This window comes from Dokdonia sp. Dokd-P16 (assembly GCF_003095655.1).
Classification (GTDB): domain Bacteria; phylum Bacteroidota; class Bacteroidia; order Flavobacteriales; family Flavobacteriaceae; genus Dokdonia.
In genome coordinates this window covers 3,042,583-3,067,735 of record NZ_CP029151.1, presented here as the reverse complement: position 1 = coordinate 3,067,735, position 25,153 = coordinate 3,042,583, and the positions used below count along the sequence as shown (strand labels likewise).

The window sequence follows — 25,153 nt, the reverse complement described above, 5'->3', positions numbered from 1 at the left end:
AATATCTCAATAAAAACCGTGCAATTTTTCCTATTTTGTAACACTATTTAAAAGCAATCTATGGAAATTACCAGACTTTTTGATTTTCCTTATTATCAACTGGAAAAATTTAATCTCTCAGACGCACTCAATACCAAGAAAGATGGTGTATGGGTTGCTACGTCTACTCAAGAATATATCGATCAAGCAAATGCAATAAGTCGCGGACTGTTGCGATTAGGTGTACAACCTAATGATAAAATTGCTGTCATCTCTATGACTAATCGCACAGAGTGGAATATTTGCGATATAGGGATCTTACAATTAGGAGCTCAAAACGTACCTATTTATCCTACTATATCTGAGGAGGACTACGCTTATGTACTTAATCACTCTGAGTCTAAGTATGTATTTGTGTCGTGTAATGAAGTACGTGATAAGGTAATGTCTATAAAAGATAAAGTACCTTCTCTTATTGAAGTGTACTCTTTTGAAGACATTGATAATTGTAAAAACTGGTCTGAGGTTCTAGAATTAGGAGCAGACACTTCCAACCAATCAGAAGTAGATGCGCTTAAAGCTGCTGTAACTACTAAAGATCTTGCTACGCTCATATATACATCTGGTACTACTGGACGTCCTAAAGGTGTAATGCTTTCTCACGAGAATATTGTAAGCAACGCACTAGCTAGTGCATACCGCCTTCCTCTTGCCGAAACAGGAATGAGAGCATTAAGCTTTTTACCAGTTTGTCATATTTATGAACGTATGTTGATGTATTTATATCAATATAAAGGTGTATCAATTTTCTTTGCAGAATCGCTAGAGACTATAAGTGATAACTTAAAAGAGGTGAAGCCTCAAGTTATGACTGCGGTGCCTCGTTTACTTGAGAAAGTATATGACAAGATTATTGCAAAGGGAGCTGCACTTACTGGAGTAAAGAAGAAATTATTCTTCTGGGCTGTAGATTTAGGTCTTAAATATGAACCATATGGTCAGAATGGCTGGTGGTATGAAAAACAACTTGCACTTGCTCGTAAACTTATATTCTCAAAGTGGAAAGAAGGCTTAGGTGGAAACCTTGATCTTATAGCTTCTGGAAGTGCTGCATTACAACCACGACTTGCAAGAATATTTAACGCTGCAGAGATGGGTATTATGGAAGGTTACGGCCTTACTGAGACCTCTCCTGTATGTTCTGTAAATGATATGCGTGATGGTGGGTTTAGAATAGGCACTGTTGGTAAGCTATTGCCAGGAGTTGAAGTTAAAATCGCAGAAGATGGCGAAATCTTAGTAAAAGGACCTAACGTAATGATAGGTTACTACAAGGATCAAGAGAAAACAGAAGAGGTATTAAAGAATGGCTATTTCCATACTGGTGATATAGGTCACATAGATGAAGATGGTTTCTTGAAGATTACAGATCGTAAAAAAGAGATGTTTAAAACATCTGGAGGAAAATATGTTGCTCCTCAACTTCTAGAAAATAGATTTAAGCAATCACGATTTATAGAACAAATCATGGTTATAGGAGAAGGTCAAAAAATGCCAGCTGCATTAATCCAGCCTAATTTTGAATTCTTAGAAGAATGGGCAAAAATGAAAAACATAAGCTATTCTAACTTAGATGAGCTTCTCGCATCAGAGCGTGTTCAAGACCGCTACCAGCAAGAAGTAACCGAAGCAAATGAAACATTTGCCAAATGGGAGAAAATTAAAGCATTCCGTCTTACGCATGACGCTTGGACTGTAGAAGGTGGACACCTCACTCCTACTATGAAACTTAAACGTAAGATTATTAGAGAGAATTATATTCATCTCTATAATGATATTTACGACTTATAACATTTAAAAAGGGTTGCGCATTGCGCAACCCTTTTTTGATTAGCGTAGTTTCTAATCAATAAGCTCTATCCGTTTATGTCTCTATACTCACTAGCACTTGTAATATCCCAGTTTAGCTTAATCTTCCTCATCATATGGAACGGACAGATCGTACAGTGGGATCTTACTTCTCTAAGTGTACAATTACTAGGCATATTTATAGCTCTTTGGGGTATTTACAATATTAAGATAGGAAATTTTAATATTCAGCCAGAGGTTAAATCCGAGGCTCTTGTAACTAAGGGAATCTTCAACATTTTAAGAAATCCTATGTACACAGGTATCCTATTAGTATTTCTACCTGTGGCTATTAGAGGAGACCATTTATTTCTCTGGATTTACTATCTATTATTAATTGTAGTCCTTATTCTCAAGATATACAAGGAAGAGGCTTTCCTCAAAGAAAAATTTGGTCAGAGCTACACAGTTTATAAGGCACGTACGTGGAGAATATTTCCGTATATATTTTAATATGACTAGAAGTTGGAGAATGATTTTTGGGTTATTTACGCTTTCGCGAAAGCGTAACAACAACAACTATCAATACCGTTAATATTAACAATCTCTTATAGTGCTACTCGCTTTCTATTTAGGGCGCAAAGCGGTAAATTTGTTGCTTTGTAAAAATGTATGATAGATCACGAAGAACGTATTGAAGTTTACGGTGCTCGCGCCCACAATCTAAAGAATATAGACGTAATGATACCGAGAGAAAAACTCGTTGTAATTACAGGGTTATCTGGAAGTGGAAAGAGTTCGCTAGCCTTTGATACTATCTATGCAGAAGGACAACGTCGTTACATAGAAACGTTTTCTGCATATGCACGACAGTTTCTAGGAGGATTAGAACGTCCAGATGTAGACCAAATTCTAGGACTTTCTCCGGTTATTGCTATCGAGCAAAAAACCACTAGTAAAAGTCCGCGATCTACCGTAGGAACTATTACAGAAATTTATGATTTTTTACGTCTTCTTTATGCGAGAGCGGCAGATGCCTACTCTTACAATACGGGCGAAAAGATGGTAAGTTACAATGACGAACAAATACAGAAGCTCATTACAGAGAGTTTTGAAGGTAAAAGGATTAACATCCTCGCTCCTACCATACGCTCGCGTAAAGGGCATTATAGAGAGTTATTTGAACAAATTGCAAAACAGGGTTTTGTTAAGGTTCGTGTAGATGGTGAGGTCAAGGATATTGTAAAAGGATTAAAAGTAGACCGTTACAAAGTACACGATATTGAGATTGTAGTAGATCGTATGCTCGTAAAAAAAGGTGATGACGATGATAAACGCCTTCGCGAAAGCATAAATACCGCGATGTATCACGGTGATGATGTTTTAATGGTGCTTGACCAAGACACGCAGGAAGTACGTTATTTTAGCCGAAACTTGATGTGTCCTTCTACAGGAATCTCATATCCTAATCCAGAACCAAATAACTTCTCCTTTAACTCACCTAAGGGCGCTTGCCCTAACTGTAATGGTATAGGAGAGCTATATAAAGTAAATCCTAAAAAGATAGTCCCAGACCCAAAACTATCTATTAACGCTGGCGGACTAGATCCTCATGGACCTAAGAAGAACAACTGGATCTTTAAACAACTTCAACTTATTGCAGAGAGGTTTGACTTTAAACTAACTGACCCTATTGAAAAGATTTCTGAAGAAGCTATGGATTTTATATTCTATGGCGGAAATGAAAAATTCTCTGTTTCTTCAAAGCAATTAGGTGTTACTAGAGATTATAAAATTGATTTTGAAGGTGTAGCAAATTTTATTGAAAACACCTTTAATGATAGTGAGTCTACCTCACTCGTGCGCTGGGCAAAAGGATACATGGATAAGGTAGCTTGTCCCGTTTGTGAGGGATCAAGATTGCGCAAAGAATCGCTTTACTTTAAGGTTGATGATCGCAGCATAACAGACCTTGCTTCTATGGATATTCTTGAGCTACAAGAATGGTTTAAGACAGTAGAAAAACGACTATCTAGCAAGCAATTACAGATTGCATCTGAGATAATTAAAGAAATTAATGCAAGAATACAATTCCTTGTAGATGTAGGACTTACCTATCTTAATTTAAACAGAAGCTCTAAGTCCTTATCTGGTGGAGAGGCACAACGTATTAGGCTCGCTACACAAATAGGATCGCAACTTGTAGGCGTATTATACATACTAGATGAACCTAGTATTGGACTACATCAACGTGATAATGAAAAACTTATAAATTCGCTTATTTCTCTGCGTGATATAGGAAACTCTGTCATCGTTGTAGAGCATGATAAAGATATGATTGAGCGTGCAGATCACGTAATTGATATAGGACCAAGAGCAGGGCGTTTTGGAGGAGAAATAATAAGTGAAGGAACTCCAGAAGATTTAATAAAGCACCATACACTTACAGCACAATACTTGAATGGTGAAAAAGAAATTACCATCCCAAAACAACGTCGAAAAGGAAATGGTAAGTTTATAGAGCTTAAAGGAGCTACAGGAAACAATCTAAAAAATGTTTCTATTAAGATCCCATTAGGCAAAATGATTGCGGTTACAGGAGTTTCTGGTAGTGGTAAGTCTACTCTGATTAATGAAACGCTCTACCCTATTATGAATGCTCATTATTTTAATGGTGTAAAAGTACCTATGCCTTACAAGAGCATCAAAGGACTAGACGAATGTGACAAAGTAATAGATATCAATCAAACACCTATAGGGCGTACACCTAGGTCTAATCCTGCAACCTACACTAAAGCTTTTGATGAAATAAGAAGTCTCTTTGCAAAGACCCCTGAGGCACTTATAAGAGGTTACAAACCTGGACGTTTTAGCTTTAATGTCAAGGGTGGTCGTTGTGAGACTTGTAAAGGTGGTGGTTTAAGAGTAATTGAGATGAACTTCTTACCAGATGTTTATGTAGAGTGCGAGACGTGTCAAGGAAAGCGTTTTAATAGAGAAACGCTAGAAATACGTTATAAAGGAAAATCAATTTCTGATGTTCTTGAGATGACTATGACCGAGGCAGCAGACTTTTTTGAACCTATTCCTAAAATATATCGCAAACTTAAAACGATAAAAGACGTAGGATTAGGCTATATTACACTGGGACAACAGAGCACTACGCTCTCTGGTGGTGAAGCGCAGCGTATTAAACTAGCATCAGAACTTAGTAAGAGAGATACCGGGAATACCTTTTACATACTAGATGAGCCTACCACAGGGCTTCATTTTGAAGACATTAGAGTATTAATGGATGTACTCAACCGTCTTGTAGACAAAGGAAATACCATCCTCATTATCGAGCATAATCTAGATGTTGTAAAAACGGCAGATCACATCATAGATATTGGATATGAAGGTGGAAAAGGTGGTGGCGAGGTAGTCGCCATTGGTACTCCAGAACAAATAATTAAAAAAAATAAAGGATATACAGCCCAGTTCCTAAAGAAGGAAATGGCATAAAACTATATTTACAATATGGTTTTAAATTAACAACACTAACATATAATTATGAGCAACGAAAATAGACCTAAAGGCTGGAACGAGAAAAAAACAAATGATTCTTGGGCTATCTTTAAGATAATGGGAGAATTTGTAAATGGATTTGAAAAAATGAGCCGTATAGGTCCATGTGTATCCATTTTTGGAAGTGCAAGAACAAAGCCAGATAATAAGTATTACAAACTAGCTACCGAAGTTGCCGAAAAAATTGCAGATAACGGTTATGGTGTAATTACTGGAGGTGGTCCAGGTATCATGGAAGCTGGTAATCGAGGAGCACACCTTGCAGGAGGGACATCTGTAGGACTTAACATTGAACTTCCTTTTGAGCAACACGATAATCCATATATTGATAGTGATAAGAGTTTAGACTTTGATTACTTCTTCGTACGTAAAGTGATGTTTGTAAAGTATTCACAGGGATTTGTTGTAATGCCAGGAGGTTTTGGTACGCTTGATGAACTTTTTGAAGCAATCACACTAATCCAAACACATAAAATTCAAAAGTTTCCTATTATTCTTGTTGGTACAGAGTTTTGGGGAGGACTTATGGATTGGGTAAAGACAACCTTACTTGACAGTTTCCAGAATATAAGTGCTGGAGATATGGATCTTATACACCTTGTAGACACTTCAGATGAGGTCATAGAGGTGCTTAATAACTTCTATGATGAATATCAATTAAGTCCAAATTTCTAGTGGTGTTACGCTTTCGCGAAAGCGTGAAAACTACATATAACAGTAAAATAAAAACAGCTTTTTCTATTACAAATTAACACATCGCTTTTCTAGTTGAGACACTCCCTTAAATCTCTGTATGCTTTCATCTCATTGCTTCTCTTAAGTGTAGGAGCCGCGAGTCAACATACGATGGAAATTAATGCACAATTAATTCCAGACGAAAGGGCTATACATCTCAATCATACAATCACTATCACAAATACGTCTAGTGATGTGTGGAATGATGTATACTTAACAGACTGGGCACATAGTTTTTCTAGTAAAACCACACCACTAGCAAAGAGATTTTCTGAGTCTTTTGACAAGAAATTTCACCTTGCACCTGATAGTGATCGTGGTTTTACTAAAATGACTTCTATTGCAGGTCAGGAAACAATACTTCAATATACAAGACCAAAAAAGCACCCTGATATCATTAAGGTTTTGTTACACGAACCGCTATTGCCAGGCGATTCTGTAAGAATGACCCTTGATTATACTGTAGTACTTCCAGATGTAAAATTTACAGACTACGGGATTACTAAAAATGGTGATTATAACTTGAGATATTGGTTTGTAACACCTGCCGTATATAATAATGGCTGGGAGTACTATAGCAATAAGAATCTTAACGATCGTTATTTTCCTCAAACAGATATACGCTTACAATTTTCTATTCCAAAAGGATATCAACTAGTCACAGACCTTGAGCAAAATGACATTAGCAGTTCACATATCCAAGGTGAGAGACTCACTGTACTTACAGGTAAAAGTCGCACAGATGCTAAGATTTTTTTGCTTAAAAACTCTAATTATGAAGAGGTTCAAACAGATTATGTAACTATTGTATCAAATCTGCATGACTACAGAATCCCTTCCCCCTTAAGAGCATTAATATCTGATCGCATCGCAGGTCATTTGCATAAAAATTTAGGTCAGTATCCCTTTGATAAAATCCTTGTAACAGATCTTGACTATAAAGAACAACCAGTGTATGGACTTAATCAGTTACCTGGTTTTATAAGTCCGTTTCCAGATGGTTTTCAATATGAAATTAAGCTTCTTAAGACAACGATTAACAACTATGTAAACAACACACTTCTAGTAAACCCGAGAGCCGATAGATGGCTCATTGATGGTATTAAAGTTTACATGTTACAAAATTACATGGACACTTATTACCCTGATCTCAAGGTCGTAGGTTCTTTAGAAAAATACTGGCTAGTACGACAGTTCTATGCTTCAGAACTTGAATTTAATGATCAGTTTAGTATTTTATCTACTCATATATCTAGATTGAATCTTGACCAGCCGCTAGATACACCGTACGACGAGCTTATTAAATATAACAAGAATATAGGTACTTCGTACAAAAGTGGCGTAGGGCTTAATTACCTGAATGATTACATAGGAGGTAATAAGCTTGATGAGATTATTAAGAACTTTTATCAAAAGTATAAATCTCAACCACTCACATCATCGCAGTTTGAGAAAGAAGTCAATGCTCAAATTGATGAGGATGTAGATTGGTTTTTCAAAGACTACATAGCTTCTAATAAACGGATAGATTACGCTTTAAAAAATTCTAAAGTTAAAGGCGATTCTATTTACGTAGATGTAAAAAGGAAAGAGCGCCGCTCCTCTCCTATTTCTATCTATAGCTTCAAGAATGATAGCCTTACAAGTAAGCGCTGGGTTTCTGGAACTCAGAAAATAGAAACACTTGCATACTCAAAAGAAGAGGCAGATAGGTTTGTTTTAAACTATGAAAATATCATTCCTGAAAATAACCTGAGAAACAACTACGAGAAACCTAATGCATTTTTGAGTGTAGATAAACCCATACAGCTCAAATTCTTACAAGATTTTGAAAATCCTGCCAAGAATCAGTTGTTTGTTATGCCTGTTGCAGAGTTTAATATTTATGATGGCTTCATACCAGGTGTAAAGCTTTATAATAAAACGCTTCTAACGAAAGCACTCAATTACAAGATAGAGCCTCAGATAGGATTAAAATCAAAAAAACTAATAGGTAGCGCTTCTATTTCTTATAGACATGACTACCAAAATCAAGGTTTATATGCCTTGAGGTATGGGATTTCTGGAAATCGTTTTTCTTATGCTCCAGATTTACTATTTACACGAGTTACACCGTTTGTAAATATGTCTTTTAGAACTTCAAACCTTAGGTCAAATAAGCGCCAGAGTGCATCTGCACGATTTGTGAGTGTACAACGTCAAGAAGACCCGCTTGTGGCACTACCTACTCCTAACTACGATGTTCTCAACTTAAGATACACTAGATCAAATCCTGGAATAATACATACACTCAACGTTACTGGAGATGTACAATTTGCAAAAAACTTTGGGAAAGTTTCTGGTAATATATTTTACAGAAGACTCTTCCTTAACAATAGACAATTAAATGTGCGTTTATTTGGAGGTGTATTCACCTATAATAATACACAGGCAGATGGCGACTTTTTTAGCTTTGCGCTAGATCGACCTACAGATTATTTATTTGACTATAACTACTATGGCCGCTCTGAAGATAGCGGTCTGTTCTCTCAACAAATAATTATAGCCGAAGGTGGTTTTAAATCACAACTTGATGATGTGGCACCGGTATTTGCAAATGAATGGATGTTTACGGCAAATGCGAGCACAACACTCTGGAAATACTTTTATGCTTATGGAGATGTAGGTGTGCTTAAAAACAAAAGAGCAAATGGAAAACTTGTCTATGACTCTGGAATACAAGTAAGTCTACTAGATGACTACTTCGAGCTATATTTTCCTTTGTATTCAAATTTGGGTTGGGAAATAGGCCAACCTAACTATGATCAGAAAATTAGGTTCCAATTACAAATAAGTTTTGATACGGTGATAAGACTTTTTTCACGAAAGTGGTACTAAAGATTCTCAAAAAACACCATTTAAGTTATCATATTCTTAACAAAATCAAAAAATTCTGCCTTTTCTTGAAAATGAACAGTATAAAAAGCACTTATAATGCGAAAATTATAAGTATTTAACGCACCCACGTATTGCATTGTGGATTTGTTTTGGCTATTTTTACAGTCAAATCATTTAAACTTATGGCAATTACTTCTAATACCAAAGCAGCACTATCTTATGATGACTTTAAAGAATCCGTTCTTGAAGATTATCGAATCGCTGTTACTAGTAGAGAATGTAGTCTTTTAGGACGTAGAGAAGTTCTCACAGGAAAGGCAAAATTTGGAATTTTTGGTGATGGAAAAGAGCTGCCACAGCTAGCCTGGGCCCGTGCTTTTAAAAATGGTGACTTTAGATCTGGATACTACAGAGATCAAACGTTCATGATGGCTATAGACCATTTATCCATAGAAGAGTTTTTTGCTGGTTTATATGCACATACTGATATAGCATTTGACCCTATGAGTGCTGGAAAGCAAATGGGTGGTCACTTTGCTACACATAGTCTTGATAATGATGGTAACTGGAAAAATTTACTAGCTCAAAAGAATTCAAGCTCAGACATCTCTCCTACAGCTGGACAGATGCCTAGACTTTTAGGACTCGCACAAGCTTCAAAAGTATATAGAAACGTTGCCGAAACTCAGAAAGAAAATTTCTCACATAATGGTGATGAAGTTGCTTGGGGAACTATAGGTAATGCGAGTACGAGTGAAGGTTTGTTTTTTGAAACTATAAATGCCGCAGGTGTACTTCAAGTACCTATGGTAATAAGTGTTTGGGATGATGAATATGGAATTTCTGTTCACGCTAGACACCAAACTACAAAAGAGAGTATCTCTAAAATTCTTGCTGGCTTCCAGAGAGATGAAGAAGATAAAGGATATGAGATTATAAAAGTAAACGGATGGGATTATCCTGCACTAGTAGATGCATATGAACGTGCTGGAAAAATTGCTCGCGAAGAGCATGTACCAGTTTTAGTACATGTTGTTGAGCTTACACAGCCTCAAGGACACTCTACTTCTGGATCTCATGAACGTTATAAAGATCAAGATAGATTGCAATGGGAACGCGAGAATGACTGTAATGTACAGTTCAGAAGCTGGCTTATCGATCAAGGTCTAGCTACAGATGAGGAACTTACTATTATAGATAAAGATCTTAAAAAGAAAGTGCGAGATGGCAAAAAAGCTGCTTGGGAAGCATTTTTAAGACCCATTAAAAGCGAAAAAGAAAAAATAACATCAATACTAGAAGCACTTATAAAAAACTCTAGTAACGGTAGTTTTATAAAGCCACTTTTTGAAAAACTGGTAGAAAACAAGGAATCACTTAAATGTGATTTACTTAGTACTGCTCGTAAAGCTTTACGCCTTACCATAGGAGAACAATCTGATACGCATACAGAACTCGCAACATGGATTGATAACTATATTGCAACGATTCAACCACAATATAGCGCGCACTTATACAATGAAAATGGTAATGGTGCGACTTCAATAGAGGCTGTTGCTCCTACTTATGGAGAAGAAAACCTTGTAGATGGACGAGTTATCTTAAGAGATAACTTTGATGCTATCTTTAGTAAATATCCTAATACACTTGTTTTTGGAGAAGATGCTGGAGCCATTGGTGATGTAAACCAAGGGTTAGAAGGAATGCAAGAGAAATACGGAGAGCATAGAGTTGCAGATGTAGGAATACGTGAAGCAACGATACTTGGTCAAGGAATAGGAATGGCCATGAGAGGCTTACGCCCTATTGCCGAAATTCAATATCTTGATTATATTCTGTATGCAATCCAGATTATGAGTGATGATCTCGCTACATTGCGTTATAGAACTCATGGTAAACAAAAAGCACCACTTATCGTAAGAACTCGAGGTCACAGACTAGAAGGAATATGGCACAGTGGATCACAAATGGGAGCCATCGTACACCTTCTTAGAGGTATGTACATTCTTACTCCTCGTAACATGGTGAAAGCTGCTGGTTTTTATAACACATTACTAGAAAGTGATGAGCCTGCACTAGTTGTAGAATGCTTAAATGGTTACCGTTTAAAAGAAAACTTGCCAACTAACATAGGAGAATTTAAAACTCCAATAGGTGTTGTCGAGACTGTAAAAGAAGGGACAGATATCACAGTATTGTCTTACGGAAGTACACTGCGTATCGTTATGGAAGTTGCAAAAGAACTTCTAACTGTAGGTATCAACATCGAAGTAATTGATGCACAATCCTTATTACCATTTGACCTTAATCACGATGTTGTTGATAGTATCAAAAAGACAAATCGTTTTATCGTTATAGATGAAGATATGCCAGGTGGAGCGAGTGCTTATTTACTTAATGCGGTATTAAATGAGCAAGATGCTTACAAATACCTTGATAGCAAGCCAGAAACCATGACTGCAAAGGCTCATAGACCAGCGTATGGTACAGATGGAGATTATTTCTCTAAACCTTCAGCAGATGATATATTTGAGAAAATATACAGTATGATGAACGAAGTTAATCCTTCTAGTTTTCCTAAGTTAAGATAAGAAACTTAGTTTAAAATATAAAACGAGATGCATTAATTTGTATCTCGTTTTTTTTATGCTTTCGCGAAAGTGTGACAAAATAATATCACTTAGTTAGCATATACTTTGAATCTACCTCCTACTCTGGATATTCAATCCTGAGGTGATAAATGTTATTAAGCTTCTTTTTAAGTACTTTCTTAATCTGCTGAATTTCTTTAAACGTAATATTTGCATTTAGAAACTGCCCTTCATCCATTTGTTTCTTGACAATTTTTTCTACAAAAGCATCTATAAGTGTTGAAGTTGGATTTTTAAGACTCTTTGAAGCAGCCTCTACACTGTCTGCCATCATGAGTATCGCAGTTTCCTTACTGAAAGGCAACGGTCCTGGATATTGAAAATCTGTGATTAGCGTGTCTTCATTAATCTCCTTTTCCTTAAAATAAAAATATTGTACTGTACTGGTACCGTGATGCGTGCGAATAAAATCGATTACACGATCTGGTAAATTGTATTTACGTGCGAGCTCAATTCCATTAATGACGTGATCTATAATAATACGCGCACTCTCTTTTGGAGATAAATCATCGTGACTATTAATTCCCGTGGCTTGATTTTCTGTAAAATCTGTAGGATTTTCTATTTTGCCTATATCATGATAAAGTGCTCCTACCCTAACAAGCATAGCGTTTGCACCTATTTCATTTGCTGCTGCTTCAGATAAGTTTGCCACATTAAGACTATGGTGAAAAGTTCCTGGAGCCTCATCTGCAAGACGCTTAAGTAGTTTTGAGTTAGTATCTGATAATTCTAACAGTGATACATCACTCACCAAACCAAAAACCTTTTCATAAATATAGATGAGCGGCTGTACAAATAGTGTTGCTAGACCAGCGAGTAAAAACATACCAAAGTCTTCCCACTGCAGCCCCTCCATTCCACCTTCACTTATAATATTAAAAGCAAAATACGCTAGAATATAAATTAGTGTTATCTGACCTATAGAAATAAATAAGTTTGCTCTTTTATATAATTCCGGTATTGTTAAAATAGTTACGATACCTGCAATGACTTGTAAGAAAAAATATTCAAAACTATCTGGCACTATAAATCCTAATAATAGTATTGCAATTACATGTGTAAAAAGTCCCAAACGAGCGTCAAAAAAGGCTTTGATAATGAGTGGTAATATACACATAGGTACTGCATACACATACTGAGGACTCCACTTTACAACTATCGTTGTAAGAAGCACCATCACTAAAACATTAAAAAATATAAAGGTTACTTTAGTATTATTTAAAAATACAGAAAGCCTATACGTACGTATAAAAAGGAGCAACATTACAAGTGCTAGTAGTACTAATAAAATGTACCCGAAGAGCACCCAATTATAACGTGAATCACTTATGTTTTGCGACTCGTATTTTGCTTTTAGAGATAGTAATTTTTGTAGATTATCTCCCTCTACGAGTTCACCTCTTGCAATTACAATACTTCCCTTAGGTACAATATTACGTGTTTCTGAAATCTGACCAAGCTCTATATCAAGCGTCTCCTTTGTAAGAACTTCATCTAGCGAAACGTTTGCTTCTAATCCATCAAAATAAAGCTGAAGATATTTATTAGAGTATGCTGCGTAAGCACCATTCTCAATGACAGATGTAAGGTCATCTGTTACATTGTTAAGTACTGAAATTTGGTTCAACCTCATTTCATATACTTCATTTCCTTTTTTTATGAAGATAAGTCGGCCAGAATCATAGACAGGCTTGTTTTTTATAACCCCAGTTTTGTATACTCCTTTAAGCAAATTACTACCATACCTTCTCAGTTCTGATTTTGGAAATTGATAATCAATACTATCAGGAAATACCTTATCAAAATTTTCATCGTAAGACGCTATGATGTTATCTACAATATCTTGATTGTAATTAAAGTACACTGCAGATTGAGACTTTACCTGACTGCGCTCTTCTTCTAGTTCTGTAGCACTCTTTAGAATGGCAAAATCCTCATCTGCATATAGATTTTCATATTGCCATGGAAATCCCTTTTGAATCTCATATTGGAATTTCCCGCTTTTAGGGAAAAAATAAACAATAAATCCTGCACAAATAAAGACAAGCAAGAGCTTGTAGATGAGATCTTGATGTTTATAAAACTTTTGTGCAGTGCTGCTCATAGGGTTGTTTAGTATAAAGCTAAAGTACTAAATTATTATCGCTTGATATACCACTTAGAGCGTCGCTATAGATTCTAAAATCTTCAAATTTTCCTTACATTCGCAAGAGAAAAATTTAGTACTTCAAACACACAAATATATGAGTAAGAACGTTGTTATAGTTGCGGCTGCACGCACACCGATAGGGAGCTTCATGGGAGCTTTATCCTCTGTTACTGCTAGTAAACTTGGATCAATCGCTATAAAAGGCGCTTTAGATAAAATTAACCTTGACCCTTCACTTGTAAGTGAAGTATATATGGGTAACGTCGTACAAGCTGGTGTAGGCCAAGCACCTGCAAGACAAGCTGCACTAGGAGCTGGAATTCCAGATACTGTGCCTTGTACTACTGTAAATAAAGTATGTGCTTCAGGAATGAAAGCTGTGATGATGGCCGCACAAGCCATCGCTCTAGGAGATGCAGATATTGTTGTTGCTGGTGGAATGGAAAATATGAGTCTTATTCCTCATTATGTTCAGTTACGTAATGGACATAAATTTGGACCGCAGACTATGGTAGATGGTATGCAAAAAGACGGTCTAGTAGATGCTTATGATGGTAACGCGATGGGTGTATGTGCAGATGCATGTGCAACAGAATATAAATTCTCACGTGAAGATCAAGATGCTTATGCTATCCAATCTTATAAGCGTAGTGCTGCTGCTTGGGAAGCTGGAAAGTTTGATAATGAAGTAGTACCCGTACCAGTACCACAAAGACGTGGAGATGATATTATCGTATCTCGTGATGAAGAATTTACAAATGTAAAAATGGAAAAAATTCCTGCTTTACGTCCTGCGTTCTCAAAAGACGGAACAGTAACGGCTGCAAACGCATCTACTATAAACGATGGCGCAGGTGCTGTAATTGTTATGAGTGAAGAAAGAGCAAAAGAGCTTAACCTTACTCCTCTATGTACCATAAAAAGTTATGCAGATGCTGCACATGAGCCAGAGTGGTTTACTACTGCACCATCAAAAGCATTACCTAAGGCACTTGCAAAGGCAGGTGTAGCTCAAGGCGATATTGAGTTTTTTGAGTTTAATGAAGCATTCTCTGTAGTAGGTCTAGCAAATATGAAAATATTAGGCTTAACAGATAAAAATGTAAATGTAAATGGAGGAGCAGTTTCTTTAGGACATCCATTAGGATGTAGTGGAGTACGTATTCTTATTACACTTATGAATGTATTGAAGCAAAACGATGCAACGCTAGGTGCTGCCGCGATTTGTAATGGTGGTGGAGGTGCCTCTGCTATGGTAATAGAAAATCACAAATAAGAATAGTTTTACCCTATGCGATACGGTATTTGCCAGCTTAGTATAGTCCCTATGCGCGCCGAACCTTCGGATCCTAGCGAACTTGTAAATCAAGTTCTCTATGGTGAACATTTTAAGGTTGTGGAGCAACGCAAGCAATGGAGCCGTATTAAACTTTCTCATGATAAATATGAGGGATGGATTGATAATAAGCAATACATAGAGATTAGTGAGGAGGAGTACGCTTTCGCGAAAGCGCAACAAACCACACTCACCACAGATCCTGTACAATTTATCACAACAGAACATAATCAACTACTTACGGTAGTGCTAGGTTCTTCTGTTGAAAATATTGCGCTTCTTAAAGATTCTTACGATGGCAATAGTCACACTGGAAAAACAACCAGAGCCCAACTTGTGGAAACAGCACTACTCTATCTCAAAACTCCATATTTATGGGGCGGAAGGACAACCTTTGGTATAGATTGTAGTGGTTTTACTCAAATGGTATATCGACTAAATGGCTTTGACCTTAAAAGAGATGCCTCACAACAAGCAACACAAGGTGAGGCGTTAAGTTTTATAGAGGAAAGTGAACCTGGGGATCTGGCATTTTTTGACAATGCAGAGGGAATAATAACGCACGTAGGTATTATTATGGAAGATAATTATATCATACACGCTCACGGAGAAGTGAGAATTGATCGCTTAGATCATTCTGGTATATACAATGTACATAAGGGTGTACACACTCATAAATTAAGAGTTATTAAGAAAATTATATAGTTTAGATAATATCTTACAAAAAAAATAGCCACTCAAATGAGTGGCTATTTTAATTTATAGAAGATAGAGGATTATTTTCCTCCTTCTAGTTTTTCAATGTTTGCTTTCATTGCATCTGCCTTAGATGTTTCACCTAGTTGCTCATAGATTCCGTATAGAGATCTTGCTACATCAAGGTAATCAGGCTTTGCCGCTAATGCTTTTTCTAAGTAAGGAACTGCATTTTTGTAAACGTCCTGACGTTTAACTTTTAAAGCATCATACTTGTCATAGTCTGCTTTTGAAGTTCCTAAACTGTTCATCTCATCAACAATTGCACGCTCATCTGATAAGATAAGAACAGCAATGTTATTATAAGCTGCAGCATACGTAGGATCAAGCTCAACAGCCTTCATGTAATATTCCTTTGCCTTTTCCTTATTTCCTTGTTGATCAGAACTTACACCTAGGTTATATAATAACTCTGGGTTGTTTGGATCTTTCTCAAGAACTTTTGCAATTACTTCCTGATACTTATCCATTTTCTTCATTTTAAGGTAGATGTCTGCCTCAGAACGTAATAATAAGATATCATCTGGATTCTCTTTACGAGCGTCTGCCATTGCAGCAAGTGCCTTTTCATTTTCGTCCTTAGAAATGTAGATAAGAGCAATATTTTTTGCTATTTCTGCACTTTTAGAATCTCCTAACTGCTCTTCTGGTTTTACGTGCGTTTTAGCAAGTACTTGAAGATCTCTTTCTTGCTTGCTTGGAAAATTTTCAACTTCGCTTGTCTCAACATTAGTTGCTACATAAGAAACTTCTCTCCCTTGAAAACCTAAGTCTTTAAGTTGCTCGTAATATCCTAATGCCGTATCGTAATCTTTTCCGTTGATTGCATTTGATGCAGCAAAGTATAAGTATACAGTATCCTTCTTACTTAGGTTATATGCTTTTTCAAGTTTTGTTGCTGCACTTGCATAATCTTGACCATTTTGATCTGCTACTGCACCGTTGATGTAAGCATTTGTAACATTTGCAAGACCAGCATCTGCTTCACTAGCATATTTTGTGTCTTTTAGATCTGCAAAGGCAGTCGCAGCTTTTTCAAGATCGGCTGGATTTTGATTATCTACTCCTAAATATGCCTGAGCTTTAAGAAGCATAAACTTCTCTTTTGTTTTCTCATCCATATTTGCTGTAAGAGCTTCGGCAGCTCCTAGAAGCGTTTTTGCTTCAGTATAGCTACCAGACTTAATAGCCTTCTCTATAGCTTTTACTTCCTTTTTCTGTGCAAATGCCATTGATGTTGCGGCAAGTGCTATTGCTAAAAATAGTTTACTTTTCATTGTAATGGTTTAATTAATATAAGGGTTTCAAAATTACTACTTTTTTATCAACCCCTGATTATCGCTACTCTTCTTCATCAGATGAGTTTTGTTCTTGGGCTGTTGACTCTCCAGAAGGATTCTCAGTAGTTTCATCTACTACTCCTTCTAGATCTTCTTCATCTATCGCATCATCGTCGCTTTTTACTTTGGCAACAGCTGCAATAGAATCATTTCCTTTAAGATTTATAAGTCTAACACCTTGTGTTGCTCTACCCATAACTCTAAGAGAAGCTACTTCCATTCTTATGGCAATACCAGATTTATTAATAATCATAAGATCATCCTCATCTGTTACATTTTTAATAGCTACAAGTTCACCGGTTTTCTCTGTTACAGAAATAGTTTTTACACCTTTTCCTCCACGGTTAGTAATTCTGTAATCTTCAAGACTACTGCGCTTACCATATCCTTTTTCTGATACAACGAGAATATTGCTTTCTACGTCATTTACAGAAACCATACCTATGACCTCGTCTTGATCATTTGCAAGAGTTATGCCACGAACGCCAGAAGCGTTTCTTCCCATAGGTCTTGTCTTGCTTTCTTCAAAGCGTATCGCCTTACCAGACTTAAGTGCAAGCATTACTTGACTTTCTCCTGTAGTAAGTTTTGCAGATAGTAATTCATCATCATCTTTAATGGTAATTGCATTAATACCATTAGTACGAGGACGAGAATATTGCTCTAAAGCCGTCTTCTTAACTTGTCCTTTTTTAGTAGCCATAATGATAAAGTGATTATTGATGTATTCCTCATCTTTTAAATCACCCGTACATACAAATGCTTTTACTTCATCATCCTGTTCTATATTGATAAGATTTTGAATCGCACGACCTTTTGAAGTTTTACTACCTTCAGGAATTTCAAATACACGCATCCAGAAACATTTTCCTTTTTGTGTGAAGAATAACATATACTGGTGGTTTGTACCCACAAATAAATGTTCTAAGAAATCCTCATTACGAGTAGTAGATGCTTTTGTACCTACTCCTCCCCTATTTTGAGTCTTATATTCTGTAAGTGAAGTTCTCTTAATATATCCAGCATTTGAAATAGTAATTACCACTTTCTTATCTGGAATAAGATCTGTAATACTCACATCTCCTCCAGCATACTCAATAACAGAACGACGCTCATCCCCATATTTATCTTTGATTTCTTGAAGCTCTTCTCTAATGATCGTCATACGACGTTCTTTATGAGCAAGGATATCCTTTAAATCATCAATGGTTTTCATGATCTCGTCATACTCTGTACGCAACTTGTCTTGTTCCAGACCTGTAAGTTGACGTAAACGCATCTCTACAATCGCCTTTGCTTGAATTTCAGAAAGCTTAAAGCGTTCGATTAAGTTGTTACGAGCTTCATCACCGTTTGCACTTGCACGTATAATTGCAATTACTTCATCTATATTATCAGATGCTATGATGAGTCCCTCAAGTATGTGTGCACGATCCTCAGCTTTTTTAAGCAAGTATTCTGTACGTCGCACTACCACTACATGACGGTGCTCTACAAAATGATGAATCATGTCCTTAAGATTAAGCATCTCAGGACGCCCATTAACTAAGGCGATATTATTTACACTAAACGAAGATTGTAGTGCTGTATACTTATATAATTTATTAAGAACGATATTAGGAATACCATCACGTTTAATTACATAAACGATACGCATTCCATTACGGTCAGATTCATCACGAATAGCAGAGATCCCTTCGATCTTCTTATCGTTAATCATATCTGCCGTTTTCTTAATCATATCTGCCTTATTGACTTGATACGGTATCTCTGTTACGATGATACACTCACGACCTTTAACTTCTTCAAACTCTGCCTTTGCACGCATTACAACACGACCACGACCAGTTTTAAAAGCTTCTCTTACTCCATCATACCCATAAATGGTACCACCAGTAGGAAAATCTGGAGCTTTTACATGCTCCATTAATTCATCTACAGTAACGTCATTATTATCTATGTAAGCATGTATACCGTCTACAACCTCAGACAGGTTGTGTGGAGGCATATTTGTAGCCATACCTACTGCAATACCAGAAGCACCATTAATAAGTAAGCCTGGCACTCTAGTAGGAAGCACAGTAGGCTCCTTTAGAGTATCATCAAAGTTAAGTTGGTGATCTACAGTGTCTTTATCAATATCTGCAAGCATATCCTCAGATATTTTTTGCATTCTAGCCTCCGTATAACGCATTGCTGCTGGGCTATCTCCATCTACAGACCCAAAGTTACCTTGACCATCTACGAGCATGTAACGTAAACTCCATTCTTGAGCCATACGCACCATAGCGTCATATACAGAGGTATCTCCGTGTGGGTGATACTTACCTAGTACCTCTCCTACTATTCTTGCACTCTTTTTATGAGCACCGCTTGCTCGTATTCCTAACTCGTGCATCCCAAAAAGAACACGACGGTGTACTGGTTTAAGACCATCGCGTACATCGGGTAATGCACGTGACACGATAACCGACATCGAGTAATCGATGTAAGCAGATTTCATTTCATCTTCAATATTAATCGAGATCAGCTTTTCTCCTGCAGCCATATATAAATTGATTAGATTTTATGTCAAAATTTTACTAGCTAGCAATGTAAGCATTTTGGAGGTTTTTTATGGGTTCACGCTTTCGCGAAAGCGTACTATTTATCAACAAATTTTAACAAAGTCTCTTAATAACTACCCAAAGCCCTTGAAGGCAAATTGTCAGGTATTTTTGGTAATTTGGACTAATGACTTTAAGCGGAATGATTTTTGAACCAGTTTGCTTAAATTTACCTTAGAAAGAGAAGATAGATATGGACGATAATTTTTCACCAAGAGTAAAAGATGTGATTGCTTATAGTAAGGAAGAGGCCTTGAGATTAGGTCATGACTTTATAGGTACGGAACACTTACTACTTGGCTTATTAAGAGACGGAAGCGGTAAAGCAATCGATATTTTAGGAGCTTTAAACATAGACTTAGAGCACTTAAGACGTAAAGTTGAAATACTAAGCCCGGCAAACCCCAACTTGAACTTACAGAGTAACGATAAGAAAAACTTACACCTTACTCGCCAGGCAGAGCGTGCACTTAAGACCACATTCTTAGAAGCAAAGCTTTTTCAAAGTTCATCAATAAATACGGCTCATTTATTATTATGTGTACTACGTAATGAAAATGATCCTACCACAAAACTGCTCAATCGACTCAAAGTAGATTACGACAGTGTAAAAGACCAATTTAAATTAATGATGGCAAACGAAAGCGATGAATATATAGAGCCTATTAAGTCAGAATCTTTTAGTGATGATGCCGATAATAGTGATGAAGGATCAAAAGAAAATCCTTTTAACAGCCCTACTACGCCTAAAGGAGGAAAGAAAAGTAAAACTCCTGTTCTAGATAATTTTGGTAGAGACCTTACTGCAATGGCAGACGAGGGTAAACTTGATCCAGTAGTAGGACGCGAGAAAGAAATAGAACGTGTCTCTCAGATTTTGAGCAGACGTAAAAAGAACAACCCTCTTTTAATAGGAGAGCCTGGAGTAGGTAAATCTGCCATTGCCGAAGGTCTTGCTCTACGCATTGTGCAGCGAAAAGTATCACGTATACTTTTTGACAAGCGTGTCGTTACTCTTGATCTTGCTAGCCTTGTAGCTGGAACAAAGTATAGAGGACAGTTTGAAGAGCGTATGAAGGCTGTGATGAATGAGCTTGAAAAGAATGATGATATTATTCTTTTTATTGATGAAATTCACACAATTGTAGGGGCAGGTGGAGCAACAGGATCTCTTGATGCTTCAAATATGTTTAAACCAGCACTAGCTCGAGGCGAAATACAATGTGTTGGAGCTACTACGCTAGATGAATTTCGCCAGCATATAGAAAAAGATGGTGCTTTAGAGCGTCGTTTCCAAAAAGTGATTGTCGAGCCTACAACGGTTGAAGAAACTATTGAAATCTTACAGAACATTAAAGGAAAGTACGAAGAACACCACAACGTAACATATACGGATGAGGCTATCGAAGCTTGTGTGAAGCTTACTAATAGATATATGACAGACAGATTTCTGCCAGACAAAGCTATTGACGCTCTTGATGAGGCTGGATCTCGTGTGCATATTACCAACATAGATGTCCCAAAGAAAATTCTAGAACTAGAAAAGAAGCTAGAAGAAGTAAGAGAACTTAAAACATCTGTTGTTAAAAAGCAGAAGTATGAAGAAGCAGCCAAGCTTAGAGATGATGAGAAAACTTTAGAAAAGGAACTTGCTATCGCTCAAGAGCGCTGGGAAGAAGATGCAAAGCTTCATAAAGAAGAAGTGTCTGAAGATAATGTTGCAGATGTAGTGAGTATGATGACAGGAATTCCTGTGAATCGTATTGCACAAACAGAAAGTAACAAACTTGCCGAACTACCTGCTATCATTAAGAAAAATGTAATAGGTCAGGACGAAGCAGTTGCTAAAGTAGCAAAGGCTATACAACGTAACAGAGCAGGACTAAAAGATCCTAATAAGCCGATAGGTTCATTTATTTTCTTAGGACAAACTGGTGTAGGTAAAACGCAACTAGCAAAAGTCCTTGCAAAGGAATTATTTGATAATCAAGATGCACTCATACGTATTGACATGAGTGAGTATATGGAGAAATTCTCCATATCTAGATTAGTGGGAGCTCCTCCAGGATACGTAGGTTATGAAGAAGGTGGACAACTTACAGAAAAAGTGCGTCGCAAGCCTTATGCTGTAGTACTTCTTGATGAAATAGAAAAAGCACATCCAGATGTATTTAACATGTTATTGCAAGTGCTAGACGATGGTTTCTTGACAGACTCTTTAGGTCGTAAAATTGATTTTAGAAATACAATCATCATTATGACATCTAATATAGGTGCAAGAAAACTCAAAGACTTTGGTCAGGGTGTTGGTTTTGGCACTGCTTCACGTAAAACGCAAGTAGATGATAATGCAAGAAGTATTATACAGAATGCACTTAAAAAAGCATTTGCTCCAGAGTTTTTAAATCGTGTAGATGATGTTGTGGTATTTAATGCACTAGAGCGTGAGGATATTCATAAAATCATTGATATCGAACTTGCAAAATTATTCACTAGAATTAAAGACTTAGGATATGACTTATCTCTTAGCGAAAAAGCTAAAGATTACATAAGTGATAAAGGATTTGATAAAGAGTATGGAGCAAGACCGCTTAAGAGAGCTATTCAAAAATACATTGAAGATGCACTAGCTGAGGAAATTATAAATTCTCAACTTAAAGAAGGTGACAGCATCTTTATGGATTTTGATGAGAAAAAAGAAGAATTAGTTATTGATATAAAAAAGACGGAAGCTACAGAATCGTAGTTAAGTCCAAGTATTTATAAAATTTCCTCAAAAGGTCTAATTGACTTTTTGGGGATTTTTTATTTAAAGTACTATGCACACATAGTTAATGTATTGATAAATAGATTGTTGTGTAATGTATTATTAGTATATTAAATCTCTAAGTCCCCCATATACCTATGACACAAGCAATAGAACACCACTTAAGTTTATCATTCGGCGAGATAACTGTCTATAACGACTATGTTTATACGGTTATGAACGAAGGCATTACAGTATCACCAAATCTGAACGATATTCTTCTTGCTGTAGCCGAAATCTATTATAGTGATAGAGAATTTGTCTATATAACTCACAGAATTAACTCCTACTCCATTGACCCTATTGTTTACATAGAAACGTCAAAAATTAAAAACTTAAAAGGTTTTATAGCCGTTTGCCCAAACAAGAGTCTTATTGAATCTTTTAGAATTGAAAAATTATTTTTTGAAAAGCCTTTTGCGGTATACCAAACCCTCGATGAGGCCTTAGCATATAAGGAAGAATTGCTCACTGGTAAACAATGATTTTTTTGTGGTAAATACTTTTATCTTATTTAAAAAAGAAAGAGTTTTGCGCACAAATTAATTCCCCCTACAACTCTTGAAAAATATTAAAGAATTTGAATTTGGAAAAATCCAAATCGAAGACAATTTTGTTATTGGTATTATGAAAGAAGGCTCTCATGTAGATCGAGAGTCTAACCAATTACTACTATCATTTTGCAACGACTATTTTAATGATAAGCCCTTTGGTTACATTTCATATAGACTCAATTCATATTCAGTAGACCCTACGGTATATATGGATGCAGGAAATCATCGTGGTCTTAAAGCCATTGCTGTTGTTTTTGATAATCCGCTTATTAAATCCAATGTATTATTAGAAAAGCAATTTTTTAACCAACCCTTTGAGTCTTTCAATACTGTAAATGACGCAAAGACTTGGTTGTCTCAGCTGCTAGTTAGATAATCCTTAGTAAAGATCGTTAGGATCAATATTAAGACTGTTTAAAAACTCCTTCCCTTTAAAAATATCTTCAGAGAAGATGCGATCTTTTTCAGCAAAAGGAACAACTTCTCGATAACTCTTTACAAAAGCCTCTAGAAAATTAGAGGTTTTTAAGGGTGCTCTATAGTGTAATGCTTGTACAGCATTAAGGAGCTCGATAGATAATAAGGTTTCTATGTTATCAACAACACGTAATAGTTTTGTCGCAGCGTTTGCCCCCATGCTTACATGATCTTCTTGACCATTTGAAGAAACAATGGAATCTACGCTTGCAGGCGTACATAATTGCTTATTCTGGCTCACGATACTCGCCGCAGAATATTGGGTAATCATCATACCACTATTAAGTCCTGGACTGTCTACGAGAAATGGAGGTAATCCTCTGAGGCCGCCTATGAGTTGAAATACGCGGCGTTCACTAATACTCCCTAACTCTGCCATTGCAATACATAAAAAGTCTAAGGCTAGCGCTAGTGGTTGACCATGAAAGTTTCCTCCACTTATAATTTTATCATCTTCAGGAAAGATATTTGGGTTATCAGTAACGCTATTGATTTCAGTTTTAAACGTTTTAGTTGCAAAATGAATAGCATCCTTAGATGCACCGTGCACTTGCGGAATACATCTAAAAGAATACGGATCTTGTACGTTATTCTTTTCCGTCTCAGCAATGTCGCTCCCATCTAGTAATTCTAAGATGCGTTCTGCTGTTTTAATCTGTCCTCTATGTGGTCTTACAAAATGTACTAATGGATCAAAGGGTGACAGATTACAATTAAATGCATCAATAGATATTGCTCCTATAAGATCTGCCATGTAAGAAAGCTTATGGCATTTTAAAAGAGCGTATACTCCATATGCACTCATAAACTGTGTCCCGTTCAATAGAGCAAGTCCTTCTTTAGAGTGAAGCTTTATAGGTTCAAAACCATATTTAGACATTACTATACTAGACGATTCTATATGCTCGCCGTTCCAAACATGCCCCTCGCCTATTAATGGTAAGGCAAGATGCGCAAGTGGCGCTAGATCACCACTAGCACCTAGCGAACCTTGCTCATATATTACTGGTAGTATATCATTATTATAGAAATCTAATAATCGTAATACTGTATTGATATGTACACCACTATGACCATAGCTTAAAGATTGAATCTTAAGCAAGATCATTAATTTTACGATATCCTTAGGCACATAACCTCCAGTACCGCAAGCATGAGATCGTACAAGATTTTCTTGAAGATGGGTTAAATTTTCATCGCTTATTGCGACATTACAAAGACTCCCAAAACCTGTATTAACACCATATACAGGCACTTTACTTTCCGCTATCTTTTTATCAAGATAACTTCTAGAAGCACTAATATTATGAATACTTTCTTCACTAAGCTCAAGCATTTTGTGCTCAGATATTATTTCTGAAATAGTCTGTAAATCGAGAATATCATTACTGATATAATGTATTGTTGACATAAGGGGAAGATTTGCTGCAATTTCGTAAAAAATATATAGATAATTGTGAATTTTTTAA

Annotated in this window: 15 protein-coding genes; 11 read left to right on the top strand and 4 right to left on the bottom strand. The window is 36.5% G+C overall.

Annotated features, from left to right (window positions below; genetic code table 11):
- Positions 1-60: 60 nt before the first annotated feature.
- The 6 genes from DCS32_RS13635 to DCS32_RS13610 all read left to right on the top strand — a co-directional run bounded on the left by DCS32_RS13635 (position 61) and on the right by DCS32_RS13610 (position 11,597).
- Positions 61-1,830 carry an AMP-dependent synthetase/ligase gene (locus DCS32_RS13635; RefSeq protein ID WP_108878780.1) on the top strand — a complete coding sequence of 590 codons (1,770 nt, stop codon included), beginning with the start codon at positions 61-63 and terminating at the stop codon, positions 1,828-1,830.
- A 75-nt stretch (positions 1,831-1,905) separates the two neighbouring features.
- Positions 1,906-2,340 carry a methyltransferase family protein gene (locus tag DCS32_RS13630; RefSeq protein WP_108878779.1) on the top strand — a complete coding sequence of 145 codons (435 nt, stop codon included), beginning with the start codon at positions 1,906-1,908 and terminating at the stop codon, positions 2,338-2,340.
- Between the two features lie 159 nt (positions 2,341-2,499).
- Entirely contained in the window at positions 2,500-5,331 is a 2,832-nt protein-coding gene (uvrA, locus tag DCS32_RS13625; protein ID WP_108878778.1) for an excinuclease ABC subunit UvrA, read from the top strand.
- 48 nt (positions 5,332-5,379) lie between these two features.
- The gene (locus DCS32_RS13620; protein WP_035337030.1) at positions 5,380-6,069 is read left to right on the top strand and encodes a TIGR00730 family Rossman fold protein; all 690 of its coding nucleotides are present in this window, start codon (positions 5,380-5,382) and stop codon (positions 6,067-6,069) included.
- A gap of 171 nt (positions 6,070-6,240) precedes the next feature.
- On the top strand, positions 6,241-9,006 hold the full coding sequence (locus DCS32_RS13615) for a metalloprotease (RefSeq protein WP_239057527.1): 2,766 nt from the start codon (positions 6,241-6,243) through the stop codon (positions 9,004-9,006).
- Positions 9,007-9,188: 182 nt separating this feature from the next.
- On the top strand, positions 9,189-11,597 hold the full coding sequence (locus DCS32_RS13610) for a thiamine pyrophosphate-dependent enzyme (protein WP_108878776.1): 2,409 nt from the start codon (positions 9,189-9,191) through the stop codon (positions 11,595-11,597).
- Between the two features lie 118 nt (positions 11,598-11,715).
- Here DCS32_RS13610 and DCS32_RS13605 read toward each other — a convergent pair whose 3' ends face one another.
- Complete coding sequence (locus DCS32_RS13605) at positions 11,716-13,764, bottom strand: HD family phosphohydrolase (RefSeq protein ID WP_108878775.1); 2,049 nt, start codon at positions 13,762-13,764, stop codon at positions 11,716-11,718.
- Positions 13,765-13,903: 139 nt separating this feature from the next.
- Here DCS32_RS13605 and DCS32_RS13600 point away from each other — a divergent pair, with 139 nt between their 5' ends.
- On the top strand, positions 13,904-15,085 hold the full coding sequence (locus tag DCS32_RS13600) for an acetyl-CoA C-acyltransferase (RefSeq protein ID WP_108878774.1): 1,182 nt from the start codon (positions 13,904-13,906) through the stop codon (positions 15,083-15,085).
- A gap of 15 nt (positions 15,086-15,100) precedes the next feature.
- Positions 15,101-15,850: a C40 family peptidase gene (locus DCS32_RS13595; RefSeq protein ID WP_108878773.1), complete on the top strand. Its 750-nt coding sequence runs from the start codon at positions 15,101-15,103 to the stop codon at positions 15,848-15,850.
- Positions 15,851-15,921: 71 nt separating this feature from the next.
- Here the strand turns inward: DCS32_RS13595 and DCS32_RS13590 are convergent, their stop codons facing one another.
- Together DCS32_RS13590 and gyrA are read right to left on the bottom strand one after the other, a co-directional pair.
- Entirely contained in the window at positions 15,922-17,178 is a 1,257-nt protein-coding gene (locus DCS32_RS13590; protein WP_108878772.1) for a tetratricopeptide repeat protein, read from the bottom strand.
- 64 nt (positions 17,179-17,242) lie between these two features.
- Positions 17,243-19,789 (bottom strand): DNA gyrase subunit A, encoded by a 2,547-nt coding sequence (gene gyrA / locus DCS32_RS13585; protein WP_108878771.1) that lies wholly within the window; start codon positions 19,787-19,789, stop codon positions 17,243-17,245.
- 251 nt (positions 19,790-20,040) lie between these two features.
- Between gyrA and DCS32_RS13580 the strand changes: the two genes are divergently transcribed.
- The 3 genes from DCS32_RS13580 (at position 20,041) to DCS32_RS13570 (ending at position 23,583) form a co-directional block, all read left to right on the top strand.
- Positions 20,041-22,593, top strand: coding sequence for an ATP-dependent Clp protease ATP-binding subunit (locus tag DCS32_RS13580; RefSeq protein WP_108878770.1), 2,553 nt, complete (start codon positions 20,041-20,043; stop codon positions 22,591-22,593).
- A 158-nt stretch (positions 22,594-22,751) separates the two neighbouring features.
- On the top strand, positions 22,752-23,138 hold the full coding sequence (locus DCS32_RS13575; protein WP_108878769.1) for a hypothetical protein: 387 nt from the start codon (positions 22,752-22,754) through the stop codon (positions 23,136-23,138).
- 76 nt (positions 23,139-23,214) lie between these two features.
- Positions 23,215-23,583: an STAS/SEC14 domain-containing protein gene (locus tag DCS32_RS13570; RefSeq protein ID WP_108878768.1), complete on the top strand. Its 369-nt coding sequence runs from the start codon at positions 23,215-23,217 to the stop codon at positions 23,581-23,583.
- 3 nt (positions 23,584-23,586) lie between these two features.
- Here the strand turns inward: DCS32_RS13570 and hutH are convergent, their stop codons facing one another.
- Entirely contained in the window at positions 23,587-25,095 is a 1,509-nt protein-coding gene (gene hutH / locus DCS32_RS13565) for a histidine ammonia-lyase (protein WP_108878767.1), read from the bottom strand.
- Between the last annotated feature and the right edge of the window lie 58 nt (positions 25,096-25,153).